General features: G+C 63.6%; 22 protein-coding genes. 8 read left to right on the top strand and 14 right to left on the bottom strand.

The features are described 5' to 3' along the window. The first annotated feature begins 23 nt into the window (after positions 1-23). From H7007_RS02010 to H7007_RS02040, 7 genes are read left to right on the top strand one after another with little or no spacing between them, the layout of a single operon-like run. Complete coding sequence (locus tag H7007_RS02010) at positions 24-575, top strand: pyruvate ferredoxin oxidoreductase subunit gamma (protein ID WP_287152819.1); 552 nt, start codon at positions 24-26, stop codon at positions 573-575. 6 nt (positions 576-581) lie between these two features. After that, positions 582-875: a pyruvate synthase subunit PorD gene (gene porD, locus H7007_RS02015; RefSeq protein WP_287152820.1), complete on the top strand. Its 294-nt coding sequence runs from the start codon at positions 582-584 to the stop codon at positions 873-875. Between the two features lies 1 nt (position 876). After that, positions 877-2,055 carry a transketolase C-terminal domain-containing protein gene (locus H7007_RS02020; protein ID WP_287152821.1) on the top strand — a complete coding sequence of 393 codons (1,179 nt, stop codon included), beginning with the start codon at positions 877-879 and terminating at the stop codon, positions 2,053-2,055. A 10-nt stretch (positions 2,056-2,065) separates the two neighbouring features. After that, entirely contained in the window at positions 2,066-2,992 is a 927-nt protein-coding gene (gene porB / locus H7007_RS02025; protein ID WP_287152822.1) for a pyruvate synthase subunit PorB, read from the top strand. A 13-nt stretch (positions 2,993-3,005) separates the two neighbouring features. Continuing rightward, positions 3,006-3,482 carry an NADH-quinone oxidoreductase subunit NuoE family protein gene (locus tag H7007_RS02030; protein WP_287152823.1) on the top strand — a complete coding sequence of 159 codons (477 nt, stop codon included), beginning with the start codon at positions 3,006-3,008 and terminating at the stop codon, positions 3,480-3,482. 4 nt (positions 3,483-3,486) lie between these two features. Next, positions 3,487-5,343, top strand: a complete 1,857-nt coding sequence (locus H7007_RS02035; RefSeq protein ID WP_502754843.1) for an NADH-ubiquinone oxidoreductase-F iron-sulfur binding region domain-containing protein — start codon at positions 3,487-3,489, stop codon at positions 5,341-5,343. Position 5,344: 1 nt separating this feature from the next. Next, positions 5,345-6,073, top strand: coding sequence for a 2Fe-2S iron-sulfur cluster-binding protein (locus H7007_RS02040; protein WP_287152825.1), 729 nt, complete (start codon positions 5,345-5,347; stop codon positions 6,071-6,073). Positions 6,074-6,486: 413 nt separating this feature from the next. On the opposite strand, the gene secG is transcribed toward H7007_RS02040, so the two are convergent. The 12 genes from secG to H7007_RS02100 form a co-directional block, all read right to left on the bottom strand. After that, entirely contained in the window at positions 6,487-6,723 is a 237-nt protein-coding gene (gene secG / locus H7007_RS02045) for a preprotein translocase subunit SecG (RefSeq protein ID WP_287152826.1), read from the bottom strand. A gap of 597 nt (positions 6,724-7,320) precedes the next feature. Beyond that, positions 7,321-8,082 (bottom strand): triose-phosphate isomerase, encoded by a 762-nt coding sequence (gene tpiA, locus H7007_RS02050; RefSeq protein ID WP_287152827.1) that lies wholly within the window; start codon positions 8,080-8,082, stop codon positions 7,321-7,323. Positions 8,083-8,101: 19 nt separating this feature from the next. Beyond that, positions 8,102-9,286 carry a phosphoglycerate kinase gene (locus H7007_RS02055; protein WP_287152828.1) on the bottom strand — a complete coding sequence of 395 codons (1,185 nt, stop codon included), beginning with the start codon at positions 9,284-9,286 and terminating at the stop codon, positions 8,102-8,104. 13 nt (positions 9,287-9,299) lie between these two features. Further along, positions 9,300-10,292 carry a type I glyceraldehyde-3-phosphate dehydrogenase gene (gene gap / locus H7007_RS02060; protein ID WP_287152829.1) on the bottom strand — a complete coding sequence of 331 codons (993 nt, stop codon included), beginning with the start codon at positions 10,290-10,292 and terminating at the stop codon, positions 9,300-9,302. Positions 10,293-10,500: 208 nt separating this feature from the next. Next, positions 10,501-11,502: a DNA-binding protein WhiA gene (gene whiA, locus H7007_RS02065; protein ID WP_287152830.1), complete on the bottom strand. Its 1,002-nt coding sequence runs from the start codon at positions 11,500-11,502 to the stop codon at positions 10,501-10,503. Between the two features lie 3 nt (positions 11,503-11,505). Beyond that, on the bottom strand, positions 11,506-12,363 hold the full coding sequence (rapZ, locus tag H7007_RS02070; protein ID WP_303646042.1) for an RNase adapter RapZ: 858 nt from the start codon (positions 12,361-12,363) through the stop codon (positions 11,506-11,508). Between the two features lie 296 nt (positions 12,364-12,659). Next, on the bottom strand, positions 12,660-12,992 hold the full coding sequence (locus H7007_RS02075; RefSeq protein WP_287152831.1) for a methylated-DNA--[protein]-cysteine S-methyltransferase: 333 nt from the start codon (positions 12,990-12,992) through the stop codon (positions 12,660-12,662). Positions 12,993-13,252: 260 nt separating this feature from the next. Then, positions 13,253-15,178: an excinuclease ABC subunit UvrC gene (gene uvrC, locus H7007_RS02080; protein WP_287152832.1), complete on the bottom strand. Its 1,926-nt coding sequence runs from the start codon at positions 15,176-15,178 to the stop codon at positions 13,253-13,255. Positions 15,179-15,379: 201 nt separating this feature from the next. Next, entirely contained in the window at positions 15,380-18,217 is a 2,838-nt protein-coding gene (uvrA, locus tag H7007_RS02085; RefSeq protein ID WP_287152833.1) for an excinuclease ABC subunit UvrA, read from the bottom strand. A gap of 7 nt (positions 18,218-18,224) precedes the next feature. Further along, complete coding sequence (gene uvrB, locus H7007_RS02090; RefSeq protein ID WP_287152834.1) at positions 18,225-20,228, bottom strand: excinuclease ABC subunit UvrB; 2,004 nt, start codon at positions 20,226-20,228, stop codon at positions 18,225-18,227. 8 nt (positions 20,229-20,236) lie between these two features. After that, entirely contained in the window at positions 20,237-20,941 is a 705-nt protein-coding gene (locus tag H7007_RS02095) for an HAD family hydrolase (RefSeq protein ID WP_287152835.1), read from the bottom strand. Further along, positions 20,938-21,129, bottom strand: a complete 192-nt coding sequence (locus tag H7007_RS02100; protein WP_287152836.1) for a hypothetical protein — start codon at positions 21,127-21,129, stop codon at positions 20,938-20,940. Before H7007_RS02100 ends, H7007_RS02095 begins: the two co-directional genes overlap by 4 nt. An 82-nt stretch (positions 21,130-21,211) precedes the next feature. Between H7007_RS02100 and H7007_RS02105 the strand changes: the two genes are divergently transcribed. Next, a complete protein-coding gene (locus H7007_RS02105; protein ID WP_287152837.1) occupies positions 21,212-21,421 on the top strand; it encodes a hypothetical protein in 210 nt (69 codons plus the stop codon). Between the two features lie 4 nt (positions 21,422-21,425). Here H7007_RS02105 and coaE read toward each other — a convergent pair whose 3' ends face one another. After that, a complete protein-coding gene (gene coaE, locus H7007_RS02110; RefSeq protein ID WP_287152838.1) occupies positions 21,426-22,055 on the bottom strand; it encodes a dephospho-CoA kinase in 630 nt (209 codons plus the stop codon). A gap of 311 nt (positions 22,056-22,366) precedes the next feature. Then, positions 22,367-23,902, bottom strand: a complete 1,536-nt coding sequence (gene rpsA / locus H7007_RS02115; protein ID WP_287152839.1) for a 30S ribosomal protein S1 — start codon at positions 23,900-23,902, stop codon at positions 22,367-22,369. Between the last annotated feature and the right edge of the window lie 283 nt (positions 23,903-24,185).

The following is a 24,185-nucleotide window of genomic DNA, read 5'->3' on the forward strand; positions in this document are numbered from 1 at the left end:
CCAGTTCGACGGGAGCTTACCGCATGTTGGAGATAAGGTTTCACGGCAGAGGCGGTCAGGGTGCGGTGACCTCTGCCGAGCTGCTCGCCGTGGCGGCGATAAACAAGGGCATGTACGCCCAGGCCTTCCCGAGTTTCGGGCCCGAGCGCAGGGGCGCACCGGTGGTGGCCTTCTGCAGGGTGGACGATAAGAGGATTCTCCTCCGCGCCAAGGTATACGAGCCAGACGTGGTGGTCGTACTCGATTCGGGGCTCCTCACCATCATCGATCCGGTAGAAGGCTTGAAGAAGGACGGCATACTCATCATCAACACCAAGAAGTCCTACGAGGAGATAATGAACGAATGCCGTTTCTCCTGCCGGGTGGGCACCATCAACGCCGATCAGATTGCGCGGGAGGAGCTGGGGCGGGTGATAGTGAACACCACCATGTTGGGGGCGGTCGTAAGGGCCACCGGCCTGCTGGGGGTCGAGGACCTGCGCGGTCCCCTTATGGAGCGCTTCGGACCCAAGCTGGGGGAGAAGAACATGAAGGCCCTGGAGAGGGCCTATGGCGAGCTGGTGTTAAAGGAGTAAGCGAACGTGGCCAAGCCCATGGAAGAGATCCGATGGCAGGACCTGGAAATAGGGGCGACGGTAAGCGAGCCCGGAAGCTCCAGGGAGTACAAGACGGGGAGCTGGCGTTCGCTCCGGCCGGTGGTGGACAAGGATCAGTGCATCCGTTGCGGCGTCTGCTGGCTTTACTGCCCGGACGCGGCCATCGGAAAGTCCGAGGACGGGCATTTCGAGGCCGACCTGGATTACTGCAAGGGATGCGGCATCTGCGCCAGGGAATGCCCGGTAGGATGCATACACATGGAGATCGAGGAAGGCTGACATGGCCAGGGAGCGCAGGGGAATAGAGGTATCGCTGGCGGTGGCCGAGGCAGTGGGGCAAGCGGATTGCGACGTCATAGCGGCTTACCCCATCACCCCGCAGACCCATATCGTCGAGCACCTCTCCGAGATGGTGGCCGAAGGTCATCTGGACGCGGAGTTCATCCCCGTGGAGAGCGAGCACTCCGCCATGAGCGTGTGCTGCGGTGCGGCCGCCGTGGGCGCCCGCACCTTCACCTCCACCAGTTCCCAGGGGCTGGCACTGATGGCGGAGATATTCTTCATCGCCTCGGCCATGCGGCTGCCCGTGGTCATGGCTCTCGCCAATCGCTCCCTCTCCGCGCCGCTGTCCATCTGGAACGACCACACCGACACCATGATGGTGCGCGACGGCGGCTGGATACACGTGTTCGTGGAGAACGGCCAGGAGGCCTACGATCACGTGTTCTGGGCCTTCCGCGTGGCCGAGGACCCCGAGGTTCGCCTGCCGGTGGCCATAAACATCGACGGCTTCATCCTGACCCACATGATCGAGCCCATCGAGTTCGAGGATGACGAACTGATAAGGCGATATATTCCCGAGTACAGGATGGAAAAAGCCCTGCACCCGGACAACCCGGTCTCCATGGGGTGTTTCGGCATGCCGGAAATATACACGGAGACGCAGATGGCTCGGGAAAAGGCGCTCGTGGATTCCTACGCCACCTGCGTAAAGGGTTGGGAGGAGTGGGCCGCCCTCACCGGGAGGCGCTACAACCCCATAGAGACCTACCGCGCCGACGACGCCGAGTACTGCATCGTGACCATGGGCTCCCTCGGGGAGACGGCCATGGCCGCCGTTGACGAGCTGAGGGAGCAGGGAGAGAAGGTCGGGGTGATCAAGATCCGGCTATGGCGCCCTTTTCCCTTCGCGGACCTCTACAGGGCGGTGGACGGAAAGGAAGCCCTGATCGTGCTGGACCGCGCCATAAGCTTCGGGGGCCCCGGCGGCCCGGTGGCCCTGGAGGTGAGGAGCGCCATGTACCGCAGGCCACACGCTCCCGCGGTAGTGAACTACGTGGCGGGACTAGCCAGCAGGGATGTGAGGGTGGAGGATTTCAAGGCCATCATCTTGGGAGGAAAGGCCAAGGCCGCCGCGGGCGACACGGCCGGGTTCACGCTCTACGGCGTCCGCGAGTGAGGAGCTGGATATGGACAAGTTCTCGGTTTACTCGGCCAGGCTGGTCGAAAAGGGCGAATATTTCGCCTCCGGTCACCGCGCCTGCCAGGGATGCGCCGAGGCGCTGGCCGTCCGCCTGGTCATGAAGGCTCTGGGGCGCGACACCATAGTGGCCATGGCCACGGGTTGCATGGAGATTGTCTCCTCTCCTCTGCCCACCACGGCTTGGGAGGTGCCCTGGATCCACGTGGCCTTCGAGAACGCCTCGGCCGTGATCACCGGCTGCGAGTCGGGCATGAAGGCCATGATGCGCAAAGGGAAACTGCCCCCGAAGAAGATTAACTTCGTGGCCATGGGAGGCGACGGAGCAACCGCGGATATCGGCATGGGCCAGCTGTCCGGTGCCCTGGAGAGAGGGCACGACTTCGTCTACGTGTGTTACGACAACGAGGCCTACATGAACACCGGTATCCAGCGTTCCAGCGCCACTCCCTGGGGCGCCAGCACCACCACCAGCCCGGCCGGCAGGCTGTCCAAGGGCCAGCGCACCCAGAAGAAGGACCTGCCCAAGATCGCCATCGCCCATAACATCCCCTACGTGGCCACGGCATGCCCCAGCTTCCCCTTCGACCTCATGGAGAAGGTGAAGAAGGCGGCGGACATCGAGGGTCCGGCATACCTGCACATCCTGTCCGTGTGCCCCACAGGATGGCGCATCCCCTCGGAGGAGGCCATCAGGTACGGGCGCCTGGCAGTGAACACCTGTGTGTTCCCGCTCTACGAATGCGAGTATGGGAAGTACCGCCTCACCTACAGGCCGGATCCCATACTCCCCGTGCGGGAATATATCGAGGGACAGGGCCGTTTCCGGCACCTCACGCCAGAGGACATCGAGGCCATCCAGCGACGCACTACGGAGGAATACGAGAAACTGGTCAAGCTGAGTGAAGAGGGTTGACGACATGGCGGAGATGACCAAGGACGCGACTCAAGACTTGAGCCGTTTCGACCGCATAATTGACCGATACGAGAAATCGGAGGAATCGCTGCTGGCGATCCTTCAGGACTTCCAGCGGGAGTTCCACTATGTCCCCGAGGAGGGTATGCGCCGCTTGAGCGAGGTCATGGGGGTACCCTTGAGCAAGCTCTATGCCATGGGCACCTTCTACAAGGCGCTCTCACTCACCCCTCGCGGCAGGCACACCATCAAGGTGTGCACGGGGACGGCCTGTCACCTAAAGGGCGCGCCCCAGCTCCTGGAGACGCTGGAGCGGGAGCTGAAGGTGAGACGTAACGGGACCACGGAGGACGGGGAGTTCACCCTGGAATGCGTCAACTGCGTGGGGGCCTGCGCCATGGCGCCGGTGGTCCTGGTCGACGAGGTATATCACGGACAGAGCCGCCCATCCAAGATCGTGGACATGGTCAAGAAACATGTTGGGAGTTAGGGATATGGGAGCCATCAACTCCGTAGAGCAACTGGAGGCCTACCGCCGGGAGTTGGCCGCGGCGTCCAAACCCGACTTGCCCACGGTGATGGTATGCTTCGGCACCGGCTGCCAGGCCAACGGCTCCAGGCTGGTGGCGGAGGCTTTCACGGAGGCCATAAGGGAGCAGGGGCTCCAGGTGGACGTGAACATCGGCTTCAAGACCACGGGTTGTCACGGATACTGCGAGAACGGCCCGCTGGTGGTGCTCAGGCCTCAAGACATCCTCTACCTTAAGGTGAGACCGGAGGACGTGCCGGAGATCGTGGAGGAATCCATCAAGGGCGGCCGCATCGTGGAGCGGCTGGCCTACAAGGACAAGGCCAGCGGGGAGATGGTCCCGCGCTACAGCGAGATCCCCTTCTACAAGCACCAACTGCGCATCGCCCTGAGGCATATAGGCACCATCGACCCCACCAGCATCGACGACTATATCCTGGTGGGCGGCTATGCCGGGCTGGCCAAGGCATTGGGGATGCAACCCGAGGAGATCATCTCCGAGGTGGAGCGATCGGGCCTGCGCGGGCGCGGCGGTGCCGGTTTCCCCACCGGGACCAAGTGGCGCTCCTGCGCGGCGGTGGAAAGCGACGTCCGCTACGTGATGTGCAACGGCGACGAGGGAGACCCGGGTGCCTTCATGGACCGTTCCATCATGGAGGGAGACCCGCATGCGGTGATCGAGGGCATGATCATCGGCGCCTACGCCGTGGGCTCGCATCAGGGGTATATCTATGTGCGCGACGAGTACCCCCTGGCGGTGCGCAACCTGACCATCGCCATCGAGGCGGCCCGCGAGAAGGGCCTGCTGGGAGAGAACATCCTGGGGACCGGTTTTTCCTTCGACATCAAGATAAGCCGCGGCGGCGGTGCCTTCGTGTGCGGCGAGTCCTCGGCGCTAATGCGCTCCGTGGAGGGGAACGTGGGCGAGCCGCGGGCCAAGTACATCCGCTCCGTAGAGAGGGGCCTCTACAACAAACCCACCGTCCTCAACAACGTCGAGACATGGGCCAACGTGCCCGAGATCATCCTCAAGGGCGCGGAATGGTATGCGAGCATGGGCACCGAGAGCTCCAAGGGCACCAAGGTCTTCTCCCTGGTGGGCAAGGTCAACAACACCGGCCTGGTGGAGGTCCCCATGGGCATCTCCATACGCGAACTGGTGGATAAGATCGGTGGAGGCATCCTGGGCGGGAAGAAGTTCAAGGCGGTGCAGACCGGTGGCCCCTCCGGCGGCTGCATCCCCGAAAGCCTTGCGGACCTGCCCATCGACTTCGACAGCCTCACCAAAGCCGGATCCATGATGGGGTCCGGGGGCATCATCGTGATGGACGAGGACACCTGTATGGTGGACGTCGCCAGGTACTTCACCGGGTTCCTGGTGGAGGAGTCCTGTGGGAAGTGCACTCCCTGCCGCGACGGCTTGCCGCGCATGCTCGACCTGCTCACCGAGATCACCGAGGGAAAGGGCCGGGAAGAGCACCTGTCCATGCTGGAGGAGCTGTGCGATCTTCTGACCTGGGGGGCACTGTGCGGCCTGGGGACCTCGGCCGCCAACCCCGTGCTCTCCACCATCAAGTACTTTCGGGAGGAATACGAAGCCCACATCAAGGACAAGAAGTGCCCGGCCGGGGTGTGCAAAGCGCTCATCACCTATTCCATAGACCCGGAGGCGTGCACCGGTTGTCGCCTGTGCGCCAAGAACTGCCCGCAAGGTTGCATCACGGGCAAGCGCAAGGAGGCCCATGTGATCGACACGTCAAAGTGCATCAAGTGCGGCGTCTGCAAGGACGTATGCACCTTCGACGCGGTGAGGATCTTGTAGCATGGAAAAGATAAGCGTGGTCATCGACGGGAGGACCTTTGAGGCCGAAAGAGACACCCCCGTGCTGGAGGTGGCGCGCCGGAACGGCATCTACATCCCCTCGCTCTGCTACAACAGCGAGGTGACCTCCAGCGGCGGCTCCTGCCGCGTCTGTCTCGTGGAGGCCCACCAGGGCGGCAGGATGAGGCTGGTCACTTCCTGCAACTACCCGGTGCGCAAGGGCCTGGAGGTGAAGACCGACACCCCCCTGGTGCGCAGGGTCCGCAGGGGCTTGCTGGAGCTACTCCTGGCGCGCGTGCCGGATTCGGAGGTCATTCGGAGGATGGCCGCCGCCGAGGGCGTCACCGAGGTCCGTTTCCGCAAGGACGAGGGAGAGAACGAGCGCTACAAGTGCATCGCCTGCGCGCTGTGCGCCAACGTTTGCGCCGAGGTGGTGGGCGTACACGCCATAGCCATGGTCGGACGCGGGGCGGACAAGAAACCAGCCACCCCTTACGACAAGCCGTCGGACGCGTGCATCGGATGCGGCGCCTGCGCCTACGCCTGCCCCACCGGGGCCATCAAGCTCGAGGAGAGGGACGGCGTGCGCCATATATGGCACAAGGACTTCAATATGGTCAGGTGCAGCGTCTGCGGCATCCCCTACATACCCGAGGCCCAGGTGGACTGGATTGTGAAAAGAACGGGCAAGGACAGGTCGTTCTTCGACAAGTGCCCGGACCACCGCTGATTCCCATCCCGCGAGGAGACGCGGGCACACCGGGATGGAAGGTGATCAACATCTACTCGGAGTTCCCGGTCGCTTTGGAAGATATCTCCTGAGCCTCTTGAGGTAACCTCGCCGGATAACCCTTTGATCCAGTAATGAAGCGCCAAGTCATCATTGGTCCCCTGAGGGGTTGGGCTCTACAAGACGTCCAGGGCTCGTTTTTAAAACGGCTGGGTTTTAAGACACGGCGTGAACAAGTCCACCCAAAGTACGAGCAGGTACTCTGACATCTTCCCGTGAAGAAGAGAGTCCCCGGGTGGGCTCTTTTATTTCCCGGTGAAGCCAAGCCTGATGAAAAAAGGCTGGGAGCCCTGCATGAGAATAGCAACGGCTACACCCTTAAAGGCCGTGGGAGGGCATTGAACCCCTCGTCCTCACTTGTAGATGTAGATGAGGACTATGGTGGTAATGACGAAGATGAAGGCGCTGGCTATGGTGATGCGGTCCAGGTTCTTCTGCACCACCTGGGTCCCGGAGAGGCCTCCCAAGGAGGACCCACCGAAGGCGCTGGAGAGCCCGCTTCCTCTGCCGGAATGCAGGAGCACGAAGATGGTCATGGAGAGCCCGGAGAGAAAGAACAGGGGAAGCATTATGTATTTCAGGATATCCAATTCCTACCTCCTGACCTTACCTTTCAATTCTTCTCCTCTTCGACGGCTTGAGGTCATGTTCCCTGGACCTCTCGTCTACGATTGTACCACTCCTGCGACTCAAACGTCCCCCCGTCGAGAGATCAAACCTTTCTTCCAGTCGGATTCGCTCCTTTTGCCGGGACGACGGAGTGGCCTCTCGGCCCCTTTCAAACCCCGGGCGCCTACCGAATCTTTACGCTACCCCTCCTTCCGAAGCGTCCGGCCCACCACGGGTGAGCCTCTTTCGCTCGATTCCGCGTCTTGTTGCCGCGCCGCGGCGGTCCCTCCCCTGCCGGTCCGGGTTTTACGCAAGGCAGCGCCTCCTATGTGATCCCTCGGCGCATCCGCCGCCCCGTCAACGGAATGCTCACCACCCCTTTTACCGGCTTGAGCACACGGGCATAAGACTCGCGGGCGCGGGAATCGTGAGGAAAGCAACCCCCCTTTTTATACGGCCTTTCAGGAGGGGTTTTACGCAGGCGCAAAACTTCCGAGGCCTTCCCTTCTGCCTCTTCCGCCAACTGCGTGGAGTAAGGGAGGTCGCCGCGGATAGTGCCTTCTGCGACGCGACGATGACTATTCCCGGAAACGGGCTATGGCCGCGAAATCCGCTGCCTTCAGGCTGGCCCCGCCGACCAGCGCCCCGTCAACGTCCGGCATGGCCATGAGCTCGGCGGCGTTATCCGGCTTGACGCTCCCTCCGTAGAGGATGCGCACGCCGGAGGCGGTATCCTGCCCGAACCTCTCGGCGAGCCATCCGCGAATGAAGGAGTTCATCTCCTGGGCGTCCTCGGGGGTGGCCGTCTTTCCCGTACCTATGGCCCAGATCGGCTCATAGGCTATCACCAAGGCGGAGGCCTCGTCGCTGCTCCAGGCGGCCAGGGCCGATTCCAGCTGCCCCCTGACCTTTGATTCCGCCTTACCCTCTTCCCTCTCCTCCAGGGTCTCGCCAACGCAGAGGATGGGGACCATGCCCTCCTCCAGGACGGCGCGCGCCTTGGCGGCTACCAGCTGGTCCCCTTCCCCGATGATCTCCCGGCGTTCGCTGTGTCCCACGATGACGTAATGCACCTCCAGTGCCTTCAACATCCGCGGGGAGATCTCCCCCGTGTAGGCCCCTTCCGGTGCCGGGTAGACGTCCTGGGCTCCCAGGACGATACGCGATCGGGATTCCTTGAGCGTCCGCGCGACGTCGGAGAGAGCGGTAAAGGGCGGGCACACCGCCACCTCCACCCCTTCCAGGCCGGCCAGGAGGCCGTCCAGCTCCCTCACCAGATCGACGGCCTCGCGGTGATCCTTGTGCATCTTCCAGTTCCCGGCAACCAGCGGTAAGCGCATGTCTGCGGTCCCCCTTTCCTTATTTTTCCTGAAGGACCTCCACTCCCGGAAGGGCCTTACCCTCCAGGAATTCCATGGAAGCGCCTCCCCCAGTGGAGATGTGGGTGAAACTCTCCTCCAGGCCGAACTTGCGGATGGCGGATATGGTATCCCCTCCTCCGGCCACGGTAACCGCTCCCGAGGAGGCAATGGCCTCCGCCACCCTGCGCGTGCCTTCCTGGAAGCGCTCCCATTCGAAGACCCCCATGGGACCGTTCCAGAAGATGGTGGCCGCTTCTCCTATCCTCGAGGCGTAGGCATCGCGGGTGCGTGGGCCGATGTCCAGGCCCATCCACCCTGGAGGGATGCCGCCCGCTTCCACCACCCGGATCTCCGCGTCGGGGCGGAAGTCGTCGGCCACCACCACGTCCTGGGGAAGCATGATCTCCGCCCTGCCGGGCGTTTCTCCCTCCATGAGCTCTCCCACCTGGTCTAGAAATTCCTCCTCGCATAGAGATTTACCTATTTCCAGACCTTTCCATTTCATGATCGTGAAACACATGCCCCCGCCCAGTATCAAGGTGTCCACCAGTTCGCGCAACCTGAAGAGCACTTTGAGCTTGTCGGAGATCTTGCTCCCTCCGAGCACGGCCACGAAGGGACGTGCGGGGTCCTGCAGAAGACCTCCTAGAGCCTGGAGCTCCCTCTCCATGAGCAGTCCGGCAACGGCCGGAAGGCGCTCTGCGACCCCCACCACGGAGGCGTGTGCTCGGTGGGCGGCTCCGAAGGCGTCGTTCACGTAGATGTCTCCCAGCCGGGCCAACGCGGCAGCGAAATCGGGGTCGTTGGCCGTCTCGCCGGGGTGGAACCGCAGGTTCTCCAGGAGCACGACCTCCCCGGGCCGCAGTGCGGAGCAGACCTCCTCCACCTCGGGGCCTACCACCGTGTCCAGCTTGCGCACCGGCACGCCTAGAAGTGCCTTTAGCCTCTCGGCCACCGGGTCCAGACGCAGCGTTTCCACCACCTGTCCCTTGGGCCGTCCCAGGTGGGACATGACCACCAGCGAAGCGCCCTTGTCCAGCAGGAATTGCAGGGTGGGCAGTGCGGCGCGGATGCGGGTGTCGTCCTCCACCTCTCCCCGCTCGGAGAGGGGCACGTTGAAGTCCACCCTCACCAGAACGCGCTTCCCTGAGACGTCAACGTCCCGCACGGTCTTCTTGGCCATGGCCGCCTCCGCGTCAGGAGAGGAGGATGCCCAGGAGGTCCACAAGGCGGTTGGAGAATCCCCATTCGTTGTCGTACCAGGATACCACCTTGCACATCCTGCCCATGACCATCGTGGACAGGGCGTCGAAGACCGAGGAGGCCGGGTTGCCGATGACGTCGGAGGAGACGATGGGGTCCTCCGTGTATTCCAGGATGCCCTTGAGGTCCCCCTCGGCCGCCTCCTTCATGGCCTTGTTTATCTCCTCCTTGCTCGCCTCGCGGCTCAGAACGGCGGTGAGGTCCACCACACTCCCGTCCATTACCGGGACGCGCATAGCGATGCCGTCCATCTTCCCCTTGAGCTCAGGTATCACCAGGCCTATGGCCCGGGCGGCTCCGGTGGAGGTGGGGATTATGTTACCCGCCGCAGCGCGGGCGCGCCGCAGGTCCTTGTGGGGGAAGTCGAGGGTGCGCTGGTCGTTGGTGTAGGCATGGACTGTGGTCATGAAGCCGTATTCCACACCGAAGGCCTCCATGAGCACCTTGACCACCGGAGCCAGGCAGTTGGTGGTGCAGGAGGCATTGCTCACGATGTGATGCGAAGAGGGATCGTACCTGTCGTGGTTGACCCCCATGACCACGGTGATGTCCGGGTCGGTGGCCGGCGCGGTGATTATCACCTTGCGCGCCCCGGCATCCAGGTGCTTGGAGGCTCCCTGGCGGTCGGTGAACCTCCCCGTGGCCTCGATGACGACCTCGACCCCTAAATCCTTCCAAGGCAACTGGGCCGGGTCGGACTGGGAGAGGACCAGTATCTCCCTTCCGTCCACCACCAGCTTCCCCTCCCCGGCGGATACCTCTCCCGGATATCTTCCGAACACGGTGTCGTATTTGAGGAGGTGCGCCAAGGTGGCGGGGTCGGTGAGGTCGTTCACGGCCACTATATCCACGCCCTTTTCCACCGCGGCGCGCAGGAATAATCTGCCTATCCTCCCGAATCCGTTTATACCTACCTTCGCTCCCATCTCCGACCTCCTTCAGGTTCTCGAACCATTTTTTCCTGTACCGCTCATCTGACATTATAAGCGAAAAGGGGCGCTTTTAAACTCGCCCGGCGCCGGTGAAGCGCTTTAATTAAGCGGCATCGTAGCAGGTCAAGGCATTTCCGTCGGCCGAACATACCAGGAGCCGGGAATGGAATAAAAACGCCCTTCTTTTTTCCGCGTAAGCCCGTCAGGTGGCGTCGATGGCTTTTCCACGGCCGCGATTCCGGCAGGCCGGAGAGCCATTTCCGGAACCCGGCATCCTCTCCATCTCCGCGGCCATACGGCTCAGGCGCCGTATGCGGTGGTACACGGCGGACTTGCTCAGAGCAGGGTGCATGAGGTCGCCGAGTTCCTTCAGGGTGGCCTCGGGGTGCTCCAGGCGCAGTGTGGCGACCGAGCGCAATGTGCTGGGAAGGTTTTCCAGTCCTATGCTGTTCTCTATCAGCCTGATGTCCCGGATCTGCCTCTGCGCGGCGTCCACCGCCTTCTCCAGGTTGGCCGTCTCGCTGTTCACCCGGCGGTTGACGCTCTCCCTCAGCTCGCGCAACACGCATTCGCTCTGCAGCCGAAGAAGGGCATCGTGAGCCCCCACCAGGGCAAGGAAATCAGCCTGATCCGTCCTGCTCTTGGCGTAGAGGGTCACCATGTTCCTCCGCTCCGTGATCTGAGCGCGGATGCCGTATCTCCCCAGTAGCTCGCGGAGGCCCTCGGCCATCTCACGGTGCTGGGTGTTTATCTCCAGGTGTGCGGGGAGATCCGGCCGGCTAACGTAACCCCCTCCGAGGAAAGCACCCCGCAGGTAGGATATGCCGCAGCAGTGCTTCCTGACCATGCGCGCCGGGACCCCCAGCACCGGGCGGAGAGAGTCGTCGAGCAGCCCCAGCTCGTTGAGAACCTGGGGGAGGCCCTCACCGGCCAGGAACAGCTGGTAGCAGTTGTGGCCCCTGAGGCGTGGCGACCTCTCCACGCGCAGCTCGGGTAGCAGGCCGAATAGTTCCCTGAGCAACCGGAACATCTTGCGGGCCACGGCGGCGTTCTCGCTCTCCGTATGCAGGATCAAGCTGTCGCCGCTCCCCAAGTGCAGGCTCCCTTCGAGATGCAGCAGTGCGGAGAGCTCGGCCAGCCGGCAACAGCGCCTCGAGGCCCTGATCCGGGCCAGCTCGTCCTTCACCTCGGCGATATGACTCATGGGTCACTCTCGAGCGACGTCCCGGTGGCGCACGCTCACCGTCACCCCTGCGTCGCGTAATCTCCGGGCGAGCTCCTCCACGAGGACCACCGAACGGTGCCGGCCTCCCGTGCACCCCATGGCCAGGGTGACGTAGCGCCGTCCCTCGCGAACGAAACGGTCCTTGAGGTAGAGGATCAGCGAATGGAGCCGGGACAGAAACTCCTCGCTCTCCGGCTGCCCGAGTACGTATTCCCGTACCGCCGGGTCGGTCCCGTCCCGTTCCCGGAGTTCGTCAATCCAAAAGGGGTTGGGGAGAAAGCGGAGGTCGAAGACCATGTCCGCGTCTAAGGGCAAACCGTACTTGTACCCGAAGGAGATCAGGCTCATCTCCAGGGACTCGGCGGCCTCAGGTGCCTGGTAGCGGTTCATTATCTGTTCCCGCAGCTGGTGGACGCTGCTGCGGGAGGTGTCGATCACCACGTGAGCCCGGGCGCGCAGGCCCTGGAGGAGGTCCCTCTCCTTGGCGATGCTCTCCAGGATGCCCCCCTCGCTATGCAGGGGGTGAGCCCGGCGCGTCTCCTTGAAGCGCCGCACCAGGGTATCGTCGTCCGCCTCCAGGAAGATTATCTGGTAAGGGATGTTGCCGCGGTCCAACTCCTCCAGTGCATGGTTGAGGTCGCGGAAGAACTCGCCCCCCCGCACGTCGATGACCGCGGCCAGCTTGTCCAGGCTGGAGGCCCCCTGCGAGCACAATTCCACCATCTTCAGAAGGAGAGAGGGCGGAAAGTTGTCCACACAGAAGTAGCCGAGGTCCTCCAGGCTCTTGATAGCCACGGATTTACCGGCTCCGGACAGACCGGTTATGATGGTGATTTCCAGTTCTTTCCTCCTCCTTCAATCTCCCTTTTCCGGGCGGCGTCTGCTCCAAGGGCGTTTCATCTCCTCCGACAACTTCCCAGCTCGCCATTCGTGTCCCTCTTCCGGCGCCGCTTTGAACCGCCATGGCGGAAGACGACGTTCTTTCTCGCTTAGAGTTGATTATAGATTGCGCCGCGCCTTCACGGCGACCCTTTCCTCATGCGGGAGACAGGGCGGTCTCTCAGCCTTCTTCAACCCGGAAACCGCCCGCTGATGCGATACACCGTCTTGTGCAGGACTGATGAAGTCGGTATTCCTCACATGGTGCCCTCCATCTTGAGCAGCCTTTCCTTCATGCCGCGCGGGCCTGCGTATCCTCCCGGGCTTCCGTCGGAGCGCACGACACGATGGCAGGGGACGATAAGCGGGAAGGGGTTGCGGCGCATGGCGTTTCCCACCGCACGAGCTGCACGGGGGCTCCCCGCGAGCTCGGCCACCTCCCCGTAGGATAAGGTGGAGCCGCGGGGGATGGAGAGGACCACGCGGTACACGCGCCACTGGAACTCGGTGAGCCCGGCGGAGGCCAACAGCCTTTCCGCCAGGCCGCGATCCACATCTTTTCCGTCCAGGAGCTCGGTCAGAGCATGCATTAGCCTCTTCGCCTCGAGCGAGGGAGGCGCCTCCTCTCCGCCAGCCTCCTTGACCGGCGGGTCAAAGCCTATCCGGACCGGCGCCCCTCCCAGCGTATGCACGTATATGTCGCCGATCACGCTCTTCAGCCGATGACATCTCCTTGATGCGGTTCCCGAGCTCATGTCCTCCTCCTGATCAGGCCGCTCGGCCCGACCCCTATCCTTCCCTCGCCAGTATCGCCCAAGCCAACGGTCACGCCCCGCGGTCTCCGTGGGCGCTACATAGAGCGCCCCGCTTTCTGCCCCTCCTCGGAGCCATGCTCCTGCGCCATCGACTCCTCGGGATGTAGGGCGCGATAGAGGCTCTCCGCCGTCCGGCGGTCCAGGAAACTCAGGCTCGCCAGCTCCTCCCGGGTGGCCTCCGCGATGCGGGCCAGGCTGCCGAAGTGGCGGAGGAGCCTCTGCTTGCGGCGCGGTCCTATACCCGGCACCTCGTCCAGGAAGGAACGGCGCGTCCTCCTCTCCCTCTGCTGTCGGTGGTATTCCAGCGCGTAGCGGTGGGCCTCGTCGCGGATGCGCTGCAGGAGGTGCAGCGCTTCCGAGTCTCTCGGAAGGACCACGGCTTCCCGCCTTCCCGGAAGGTGGATCTCCTCCAGCCGCTTGGCCAGGGCAGCAACCTCCACGTCCCTCAGCCCATGCCGAGCCAGAGAGCGCACCGCGGCCCCCAGCTGGGGAAGGCCCCCGTCCACCAGGATGAGGTCGGGCTTCTTATGGAAGGTGTCCAGGCGCACCCTGGCCCCGGCTTCGCCCTCCGTGCCCCCTGCGGAGGACGCCAGGCGGGACAGGCGCCGGTCAAGAACCTCCTCCATCATGGCCACGTCGCCTTTGCCTTCCTCGCCTCGGATGCGGAAACGGCGGAAGTCGCGGCGCAGGGGTATGCCTCCCTCGAAGACCACCATGGAGCCCACGGCGTCCAGCGGCCCCAGGTTGGAGATGTCGTAACACTCTATCCGGTAAGGCAGGCGGCTCAACCTCAGGCCCTCGGCTATCCCCTGCACCGCCCGGGAGATCCACCCCAGATCGGAAGCCTGCTTGGCCAGGTGGACCTCGAGGGACATGCGGGCGTTGCGCGAGACCTTCTCCACCAGGCTCCGCTTCTCGCCCCTGCGCGGGACGAGAAGGCGCACCTTCCTCCCCGCCTTCCCGGATAACCATTCCTCGAGAAGGGAGCGTTCGGCTTCCGGAAGGTCGTGAGAGAGGAGTATCTCCCTCGGTATATGCGTCGCCTGGGCGTAGAACTGGGCCAGGAAGGCGGCCAGGATATCCCCTTCGCCGCTTCCGGCCGGGGGCGTGGAAAAGAAATCCTGTTTTCCCAGTATCTTACCCCCGCGCACGTAGAACACCGTCACGCAGGCATCCAGGTCGCCGCATTCCACAGCGAAGACGTCTTGGTCTCCTTCCTTCAGGTTATGGGCCTGCTGCCTTTCCAGGATGCGCTGCAGGGCCAGCAGACGGTCGCGCGTCCGCGCGGCGAGCTCGAACTCCTGGCGCGAGGCCTCCTCGCGCATGCGTCTCTCCAGGTCCTCCATCACGGAGCGGTGATCCCCTTCCATGAAGCGCCGCACGCCCTGGATGATCCTGCCGTATTCCTCCACGGACACCTTCCCCGTGCACGGGCCACAGCACAGCCGTATGTGGTAGTCGAGGCACGGGCCGCCGGTCGGCCTGCCGGGCTCCCTCCCCCGGCAGGCGCGAAAGGGAAAGACCTTACGCAGGGTCTCTATGGTCTCCCGCACCGCCCCGGCGTGGGCGAAGGGACCGTAATACACGGCGTCGGGGCGGCGGCTCCCCCGCGCGAACATCACCCGAGGATAGGAGTCTCCGGTGCGTATGACCATGTAGGGATAGGACTTGTCGTCGCGGAAGTCGATGTTGTAGTCCGGGTGGAACCTCTTTATCAGGTTGGCCTCCAGAAGGAGAGCCTCCGCCTCGTTGGCGGTGACGATGAAGTCGAGGTCGGAGATCCGCGACCGCAGGCCGGCCAGCCTGGGGTTCTCCTCCTCGCGGGAATGGAAGTAGGAGGCCACCCTCTTGCGCAGGGAGGCGGCCTTTCCCACGTAGATGACCCTCCCCCGGTCATCCTTGAAGATGTATACTCCGGGCGCGTCGGGCAGTGATTCCGCCTTTCTGCGGGCCTCGGTCATCAGCGCACCACCGCCGACCTCCGGCGTCCTCCTGCAATTCCCTCATCGCACCGTCGCGGCTCGACACCCATAGACGGTCACCTCTTGCGCAGCGTCGGCACCAGCAATAATTGGCAATTAACGGAATTATTGTGCTTTCCGATCCTCAGTGGCCCGATCTCTCTCAACCCTTAGAACTCCCATAAAGACGACCCGGCGTGTCTAACCGCCCATAGCACTGGCCTCTTCCAGGCCCAGGAGGGGCCGGAGGTAGTAACCGGTGTAGGAACGGGGTATCCGGGCCACCTCCTCCGGCGGCCCCTCGGCCACTACCCACCCCCCTTCCTCGCCTCCCTCGGGACCCAGGTCGATTATCCAGTCCGCGCACTTGATGACGTCCAGGTTGTGCTCGATGACCAGCACCGTGTTCCCCGCATCCACCAACCCCTGGAGCATGGCCAGGAGCTTGTTGATGTCGTCGAAATGCAACCCGGTGGTGGGCTCGTCCAGGAGGTAGAGGGTCTTTCCGGTGGGACGTTTGTTCAACTCCGCCGCCAGCTTCACCCGCTGCGCCTCACCTCCGGAGAGGGTAGGTGCCGGCTGGCCCAGCTTTATATAACCCAATCCAACGTCGTAGAGGGTGCGCAGGCGGCGGTGGATGGCGGGTACGGCCTCGAAGAAATGCAGGGCCTCCTCCACGGACATGTCCAGGACCTCGCTGATGTTCTTCCCCCGGTAGGTGACCTCCAGGGTGTCGCGGTTGTAACGCTTCCCCTTGCACACCTCGCAGGGTATATACACGTCGGGTAGGAAATGCATCTCGATCTTTATGGTCCCCTCCCCCCGGCAGGCCTCGCACCTCCCGCCCCGGACGTTGAAGCTGAAGCGCCCCGGCCTGTACCCGCGCACCTTGGCCTCCCTGGTCTGGGCGTAGAGGGCACGTATGTGGTCGAAGACCCCGGTGTAGGTGGCCGGGTTGGAGCGTGGCGTGCGCCCGATGGGGCTCTGGTCGATGTTTATGACCTTGTCCACGTGCTCCAGACCTTCGATGCCGCGGTGCTTTCCCGGCGGTACCCGGGAATGGTAGAGCCTCCTCGCCACTCCGCGGTAGAGGACGTCGTGGACCAGGGTGCTCTTTCCCGAGCCGGAGACCCCGGTGACGCAGACCAGGAGGCCCAGTGGGATCTCCACGTCGATGCCCTTGAGGTTGTGCTCGCGCGCCTCCCTTATCACCAGGCTCTTCCCCGAGGGCTTCCTCCTCCTCTCCGGGACGCGTATGCTCATGTCCCCCCGGAGGTAGCGGGCGGTGATGGAGTCCGGATGCCTGAGAAGTTCCTCCAGGGGGCCGCTGAAGACTATCTCTCCTCCGTGTTCCCCCGCCCCGGGCCCGATGTCCACCACCCAGTCGGCGGAGCGGATGGTGGCCTCGTCGTGTTCCACCACGATGAGGGTGTTGCCCAGGTCGCGCAGCCCGTGCAGGGTGGCGATGAGGCGGTGGTTGTCCCGCTGGTGCAGGCCGATGGAAGGTTCATCCAGTATGTAGAGGACACCCACCAGTCCCGAGCCTATCTGAGTGGCCAGCCTGATGCGTTGAGCCTCACCCCCGGCCAGGGTGGAAGCGGTGCGGTCCAGGGTGAGGTAATCGAGGCCCACGTCGACCAGGAAACGCAGCCTCGCCTCCAGCTCGCGCAGCACGCGCTCGGCGATGGTCCTCTCCGTGGGGGTGAGCTCCAGTTCCCGCAAGAAGCGCATGCATTCCCGCACGGACATCTGGGATACCTGGTGGATGTTCAGCCCGCCGACGGTCACCGCCAGGCTGGCGGGCTTGAGGCGCGCCCCGCCGCAGGCCGGGCAGGGGCGCAGGCTCATGTACTGGGAGATGCGCGCCCGCGCGTATTCGGAATCCGTCTCCTGGTAACGCCTTTCCAGCCAGTTCACCACCCCTTCGTAATGGGTGAAATAGGAGCGGAGGAAACCGCGCCGGTTGCGGTAGCGGAGGTATATCTTCTCCTCCCCGCTCCCGTAGAGGATTATCTCCTTCACCCTCTCCGGCAGCTCCCGGAAGGGGGTCTTCAGGCTGAACTCGTATTTCTGGGCCAGGGCCTCCAGCTTGCGGTAGAAGACGGTGGCCGTGCGCGGCCAGGGGGATATGGCCCCCTCCTCCAGGCTGAGGTCGGGGTCGGGGACCACCAGATCGGGGTCGATGACCTGCAGGAAGCCCAGCCCGCTGCACTCCGGGCAGGCCCCGTAGGGGCTGTTGAAGGAGAAGATGCGGGGTTCCAGCTCCGGGAGGGAAACCTCGCATTCCGGGCAGGTGAAGTGCTCGCTGAAATAACGGTCCTCACCTTCCTCCAGGGAGACGATGACCGTCCCTTTCCCCAGCTCCAGCGCGGCCTCCAGGGATTCCGCGAGCCTCCTCTCCACCCCCTCCTTCATCACCAGGCGGTCCACAACCACCTCGATGTCATGCCGCTTGTACCTCTCCAGGCGGATCTCCTCGTCAAGGTCCATGAGTTCCCCGTCCACCCGCGCCCGGGAGAAGCCCCTGGACCGGATCTCAGCGAGCAGTCGGGTATATTCTCCCTTGCGGCCCCGGACCACGGGGGCCAGGATGGAGAACCTGGTCCCGGGCTCCAGGGAGGAGACCTTCTCGATGATCTGCTGCGCGGTCTGCCTCTCGATGGGCCGGCCGCAGGAGGGGCAGTGGGCCTTCCCCACGCGGGCGAAAAGGAGACGGAGGTAGTCGTGTATCTCGGTTATGGTCCCCACCGTGGAACGCGGGTTGCGGCTGGCGCTCTTCTGGTCGATGGAGATGGCCGGGGAGAGGCCTTCGATGTGGTCCACGTCGGGTTTCTCCATCTGCCCCAGGAACTGGCGGGCGTAGGCGGAAAGGGATTCCACATACCTCCTCTGCCCCTCGGCATAGATGGTGTCGAAGGCCAGGGAGGACTTGCCGCTCCCCGAGAGCCCGGTCATGACGATCATCCGGTTGCGGGGGAGCCTGACGCTCACGTTCTTCAGGTTGTGCTCCCGCGCTCCGCTGACCGTTATCCATTCCACGGGCGCCTCACCTCTTCTCCCCCGCCGTGGCGCGGCGCAGACGCTTCCTGAGGTCGGCGATCTCGTCCCTCAGCCGGGCCGCGTACTCGAAGCGCAGGTCCTCGGCGGCCAGGCGCATCTCATCCTCCAAGCCCAAGATGAGCTGCTCGATCTCCTCGGGGGGCATCTCCTCCCGCTCCCTGCGCCGCGCGCGGTAGGGCACCTTCTCGTCGGGAAGGAGCACCATGTCCATGATGTCGCTAACCCTCTTGCGCACCGTCTGGGGGTTGATGCCGTGACGCCGGTTGTACTCCATCTGCAGCCTGCGCCGGCGCTCCGTCTCCTCCAGCGCCCGCCGCATGGATTCGGTGACCTCGCCGGCGTACATGATCACCTGGCCGTTGACGTTGCGCGAGGCCCTTCCGATGGTCTGGATGAGGGAACGCTCGTTGCGCAGGAAACCCTCCCGGTCGGCGTCCAGGATGGCCACCAGGGATACCTCCGGCAGGTCCAGTCCCTCTCGGAGGAGGTTGATGCCCACCAGGACGTCGAATTCGCCCAGGCGCAGGTCGCGGATTATCTCCACCCGGTCCAGGGTATCGATCTCGGAATGGAGGTAGCGGACCCGGAGGCCCATCTCCAGGAGGTAATCGGTGAGGCTCTCGGCCATGCGCTTGGTCAGGGTGGTGACCAGGACGCGCTCGTCCCTTTCCACCCGCTTGCGTATCTCCCCGATGAGGTCGTCCACCTGCCCCTCCGCCGGGCGCACCAGAAGCTCCGGGTCCACCAGACCGGTGGGGCGGATGATCTGCTCCACCACCTGGGTGGAAACCTCCAGCTCCCAGGGCCCCGGGGTGGCGCTGACGGCGATGAGCTGGGGCACCCTTTCCAAAAACTCGTCAAAACGTAGAGGACGGTTGTCCAGTGCGCTGGGGAGCCGGAAACCGTACTCCACAAGGGTCTCCTTGCGCGAACGGTCCCCTTCGTGCATACCGTGCAGCTGGGGCACGGTGATGTGGCTCTCGTCCACTAAGACCAGGAAGTCCTCGGGGAAGAAGTCCAGGAGGGTATAGGGGGGTTCGCCCGGCCTCCTGCCGTCCAGATGCCGGGAGTAGTTCTCGATGCCCGGGCAGTACCCCGTCTCCCGCAGCATCTCCAGGTCGTATGTGGTGCGCTGCAGCAGCCTCTGGGCTTCCAAGAGCTTTCCCGCGGACTCCAGCTCGGCCACCCTCTCCTCCAGCTCGGCGCGTATGGAGGCCACCGCCCTCTCCAGGTTCTCCTCGCTGGTGAGGTAGTGGGTGGCCGGATATACGGCCGCGGACTCCTCGCGGGAGACCACCTCTCCGGTGAGGGGGTCGATCACCGTGATGCGGTCCAACTGGTCTCCGAAGAACTCCACCCGCAACAGCCTCTCCTCGTAGCTGGGATATATTTCCAGAGTATCACCGCGGATCCTGAAACGCCCCCTCTCCAGGAACTGGTCGCTGCGCTCGTAATGCATGTCCACCAGCTTGCGCGCTATCTCTCTAAGGTCGTAGTCCTCGCCGCGCTTGAGGATGAGCACCCGCTTCTCGTATTCCTGGGGGCTTCCCAACCCGTAGATGCAGGATACGGAGGCCACGATGATCACGTCCCGCCTGGAGAGGAGGGCTGAGGTGGCCCGGTGTCGCAGCCGGTCGATGTCGTCGTTTATGGAGGTGTCCTTCTCTATGTAGGTGTCGGTGCGGGGGACATAGGCCTCCGGCTGGTAATAATCGTAATAACTGACGAAATATTCCACGGCGTTGTCCGGGAAGAACTCACGGAACTCGTTGCACAGCTGGGCGGCCAGCGTCTTGTTGGGGGCGATCACCAGGGTGGGTTTCTGCACGTTGTTGATTACGTGAGCCATGGTGAAGGTCTTCCCCGAACCCGTCACCCCCAGCAGGGTCTGGTAACGGTCCCCGCGCAGGACGCCCTCCGTGAGTTGGGCGATGGCCTTGGGCTGGTCGCCCCGCGGCTTGAGGTCCGTCTCCAGCTTGAAGCCCCCCATCTCGCACCTCAGTCCAGAAGGGTGAGGAGCTCACGCAGGTCGGAGATACGTTCACCGGCGAAGGAAGGGTGCCTCCCCCACCGGTCCAGGAGGACGGCGCGCATCCCCACCTCGCGGGCACCCCGGTAATCGGAGTTGGGCGAGTCGCCCACGTGCAGGCATTCCTCGGGACGCGCCCCCACTCGCTCCAGGGCTATCTCGAAGAGGCGGGGGTGAGGTTTCTCGACGCCTTCCTTTCCGGATATGACCAGGACGGAGAAGAGGTCCGCCAGTCCCAGCCGCACCAAGAGGTCCTCCAGCCAGGGCTCGAAATTGGAGATCAGCCCCAGCCGGTATCCCCTGTCCCGGAGCGAGGCCACCGCCTCCCGTGCATCCGGGTAGGCGTCGTACCTCTCCGGGTCGGAGAATATGCGGTAGAGGTCCTGTGCCAGGCCGTCGTCGCCACGGTATCCCAACTCCCCGACCAGCCTGGCGTAGAACCGGAGCCAGAAACGGCGCGACTTCTCCGGGTCGTCGCTGAAGGTGAAACCCTCCCTCTGCCTCTCCTCCACCTCGGCCATGAGCCCGCGGGTGACCCTGGAGACCTGCAACATGTCCACCTCCAGGCCGTGCGCGAGGCACACCTCCCTGAAGAGCTCGGGGAAAGAGGGGACGGGATGCACCAGGGTCTCCCCGGCATCGAAGAAGACCGCATGTACTCCTTTGCCGCTCAACGGGATGTATTCCTCCTCCAGGGGCATTTCAAACCGGGGCCGCCGGCGTACTTGAGGCCCTCCGCGACCTCTTCCATGGCCCTCCTCAGGACGAACCCCGAAAGTCCTATTTCGGGACCATCTGCCACGAACATCTCGTAGCCCACGGGCGACCGCGCTATTTTCGCCGGTTGTATTCCCTCCTCCACGGGTCCTATCATGTATTAAGGTAAGAAAGGGCTCACCTGAGCCCGTTGTCATTAGTATACCTCAAGAGGATGAGGTGAGGACATGAACGAGTGCAGTCGGTTGCGGGGATGCCCGGCCAGCCAGTATCTTTCCTGCGATGCCTACCTCAGGGGGCTGGAATGCTGGCAGGTCGAACAGCCCCGCTGCACGCTTGAGCTCCGGCTTTGCCTCCAGTATGGGTGCCCGGTCTACGAACGCTACAGCCGGGAGATCGAGGAGGCACTGCGGGAAAGGGCTCTGGGGCGCCGGTGAGGGGTCAGCCCCCGCACTTTTTTCGGGCCTCCATCCTGGCCAAGATCTCCTCCCAGGCGCGGTCCACCTCGCTGCGCAGTTTCTCCAGGCTCCCATCGTTGGCAATAACCAGGTCCGCGCAGGCCAGCCTCTCCTCACGTGAGGCCTGAGAACGGACACGTGCCCATGCGGCCTCCGGCGAGAACCCGCGATCCTCCACCAACCTCCGGACCTGTTCTTCCTCCGGGGCATCCACCACCAGGTTGAGGTGGAAGAGGCCTCCGGCTCCCGCCTCCACGAGGAGGGGGATGTCCAGGACCACCACTCCTTCGCCGCCGCAACGCCTCTCCAACTCCCGCATCCTCTCCCCCATCAGCTGAAAGATACGGGGATGGGTCACCCGGTTCAGGAATTCCCTTTCCCCGGGGTCGGAAAAGACTATCTCTCCCAGTTTCCCGCGGTCTATCTCGCCTTCAGGAGTCAATATCTCCGGGCCGAAGTGCTCTACCACTTCCGCCCATGCCGGAGCGCCCTTGCGCACCACCTCCCGCGCCAGGACGTCGCTGTCGATGACATGGGCTCCCCTCTCCTCCAGGAGGCGGCATACGGTGCTCTTGCCGCTGGCGATCCCCCCGGTCAGGGCTACGTAGAACAAGACGACTCCCGCCCCCTTTCTTCCCCTGGGACCTCGCAAACCGGAAAGCGAAACCGGCCCTGTCCAACCACTCTATCCCCGAACCACCTATTTACCATATTATCCCAACAGGCGGCCTCTCTGCCGTAACCCGTAGCCCTCTGGGTAACCGGATTCCCCAAGGTTGTCGTGGGCGCCCTTGCCTTTCCGCTTTGCCTCTTCCGCCGGGATTTCTGCTCCCGACGGACATCCTCACGGGCGGCCATAATTCCTATAATCAAAGAAGGGGCGCCTCGGCGTCCCTCCTTTGCCTCTCCGCGGGTTCGCGTATCCTAACGGTTTCCTCTCTTCATGTCCTCGATTATGGACTCCAGGGTTCCCTCCGTGTATTCCTTAGCCTCTTCCGCTTCGCCTTCCTCCAGTGCTTCACCTTCGGCGGCGGAGGGCACCTCGCGAGCCGAAGAAGCCGTTTCCTCCTCCGCAACCCCGGATTCCGGCTCGGAGACCGTCTCCGTCTCCTCCGACGTCTCGGCCTCCACCCCCGCTTCAACGACAGCCTCGGGCTCGCCGTGCACTACCGGAGCCTCCTCCTTGGGCGACTCGGACTCCTCGGCCGCCGCCTGCGCCTCCGGCTCGGACGCGGACTCTCGAACGGCGCTTTCCAAAGCTTCCTCGGCCGGCATGCCCTCTTCCGCCGCCTCCGATTCCTCCACCGCCGCTCCCCTGCGGGCTTCACCCCCCGCCTGGCGGAGGCTGAGGCTTATGCGCCGGCGGTCAATGTCTATGTCGATTATCTTCACCTCGATCTCCTGGTTCACCTCCAGCACCTCGTCCGGCTGCTCGACGTGACGGTTGGAGAGCTCGGAGATGTGTATGAGGCCCTCTATTCCCGGCCGCAGCTCGACGAAGGCGCCGAAGGGCACCAGTTTGGTGACCCGGCCTCGCACGGTCTCGCCTATGCGCACCTCGCGGGACAGTTTTTCCCAGGGGTCCTCCTGGCAGGCCTTCAGGCTCAGGGAGATGCGCTCCCTCTCCTTGTCCACGTCCAGGATCTCCACCTCCACCTCGTCCCCCACGGAGAGCACCTCACTGGGTTTCTCCACGTGGCACCAGGAGAGCTCGGAGATGTGGATGAGGCCGTCGATGCCGCCGAGATTGACGAAGGCCCCGAAGGACACCAGGCTGGACACCTTCCCGCTCACCCGCATGCCTTTCTCCAGGTTCTCCAGGAGGATCTTTCGTCTCTCGCTTGCCGCCTCCTCGAGGTAGGCGCGCCTGGAGAGGACCACGTTGTTGCGGTTGCGGTCCATCTCGATGATCTTGCAGGTGAGCTTGGTGCCCAGGTAGGAATGCAGGTCCTTTACCCGGTGGACGTCGATGAGGGAGGCAGGCAGGAATCCCCGCAGCCCGATGTCCAGTATCAGCCCTCCCTTGACCACCTCTATGACCTCTCCCTCCACGGGCTGGTTCTCCAACATGCACTTCTCCAGGACTCCCCAGGAGCGCTCGTACTGCGCCCGCTTCTTGGAGAGTATGAGGCGGCCTTCCTTGTCCTCCTTCTGGAGGACAAGAGCGTCGATCTGGTCCCCTACCTTGACCACTTCCTCCGCCTTGACACCGTAACGGATGGAGAGCTCCCTAGCGGGTATCACCCCTTCCGACTTGTAGCCGATGTCCAGGAGGACCTCGTCCTTGTCCACCTTGACCACCGTTCCCGCGACGATGTCACCCTCGGAGAAGACCTTAATGGTACGGTCGTAGTCGGGGACCTCGCTGTCGGAGTAATCGAAGTTGGTCAGGGGGGTGGTCAGACCGGGGTTCTTAACGCGGGTTTCCTGCTCCTGTTCCTTTTCGTACTGATCCAGCATTTAATCCTTTCCTCCAATTGTAAGATTTATCCATGGCCTCACTCCTTCGCGTCGTCGGCGCACGGACAACTTATTTTAACATCAATTTTCCGGATTTGCACCTTCTTTAAGAGGGCAAACCCGGGACCCGTTTCCGGCCGTTCCGTGTCCGGGAGCCCTCCTGCTCCTCACCCTCCCTCGGATCGCCGGCGGTGCGTGCGGCCTCGGCATGCACGCGGCCATGAGAGGAGCTCCAGGGCTTCCCGTCACGACAAGCAGCCGAAGGCATCCATAAAAAGGCGAT

Source organism: Candidatus Solincola tengchongensis (genome assembly GCF_015711935.1).
GTDB classification, from domain to species: Bacteria; Actinomycetota; Geothermincolia; order Geothermincolales; family RBG-13-55-18; genus Solincola_A; species Solincola_A tengchongensis.

Excerpts from the sequence above, each read along its gene's own strand:
- H7007_RS02010 (WP_287152819.1), top strand. The coding sequence starts at position 24 with ATGTTGGAGATAAGGTTTCACGGCAGAGGCGGTCAGGGTGCGGTGACC.
- H7007_RS02020 (WP_287152821.1), top strand. The coding sequence starts at position 877 with ATGGCCAGGGAGCGCAGGGGAATAGAGGTATCGCTGGCGGTGGCCGAG.
- porB (WP_287152822.1), top strand. The coding sequence starts at position 2,066 with ATGGACAAGTTCTCGGTTTACTCGGCCAGGCTGGTCGAAAAGGGCGAA.
- H7007_RS02030 (WP_287152823.1), top strand. The coding sequence starts at position 3,006 with ATGACCAAGGACGCGACTCAAGACTTGAGCCGTTTCGACCGCATAATT.
- H7007_RS02035 (WP_502754843.1), top strand. The coding sequence starts at position 3,487 with ATGGGAGCCATCAACTCCGTAGAGCAACTGGAGGCCTACCGCCGGGAG.
- H7007_RS02040 (WP_287152825.1), top strand. The coding sequence starts at position 5,345 with ATGGAAAAGATAAGCGTGGTCATCGACGGGAGGACCTTTGAGGCCGAA.
- tpiA (WP_287152827.1), bottom strand. The coding sequence starts at position 8,082 with ATGCGCTTACCGCTGGTTGCCGGGAACTGGAAGATGCACAAGGATCAC.
- H7007_RS02055 (WP_287152828.1), bottom strand. The coding sequence starts at position 9,286 with ATGGCCAAGAAGACCGTGCGGGACGTTGACGTCTCAGGGAAGCGCGTT.
- gap (WP_287152829.1), bottom strand. The coding sequence starts at position 10,292 with ATGGGAGCGAAGGTAGGTATAAACGGATTCGGGAGGATAGGCAGATTA.
- whiA (WP_287152830.1), bottom strand. The coding sequence starts at position 11,502 with ATGAGTCATATCGCCGAGGTGAAGGACGAGCTGGCCCGGATCAGGGCC.
- H7007_RS02075 (WP_287152831.1), bottom strand. The coding sequence starts at position 12,992 with ATGCATGCTCTGACCGAGCTCCTGGACGGAAAAGATGTGGATCGCGGC.
- uvrC (WP_287152832.1), bottom strand. The coding sequence starts at position 15,178 with ATGACCGAGGCCCGCAGAAAGGCGGAATCACTGCCCGACGCGCCCGGA.
- uvrB (WP_287152834.1), bottom strand. The coding sequence starts at position 20,228 with ATGGGGGGCTTCAAGCTGGAGACGGACCTCAAGCCGCGGGGCGACCAG.
- H7007_RS02105 (WP_287152837.1), top strand. The coding sequence starts at position 21,212 with ATGAACGAGTGCAGTCGGTTGCGGGGATGCCCGGCCAGCCAGTATCTT.
- rpsA (WP_287152839.1), bottom strand. The coding sequence starts at position 23,902 with ATGCTGGATCAGTACGAAAAGGAACAGGAGCAGGAAACCCGCGTTAAG.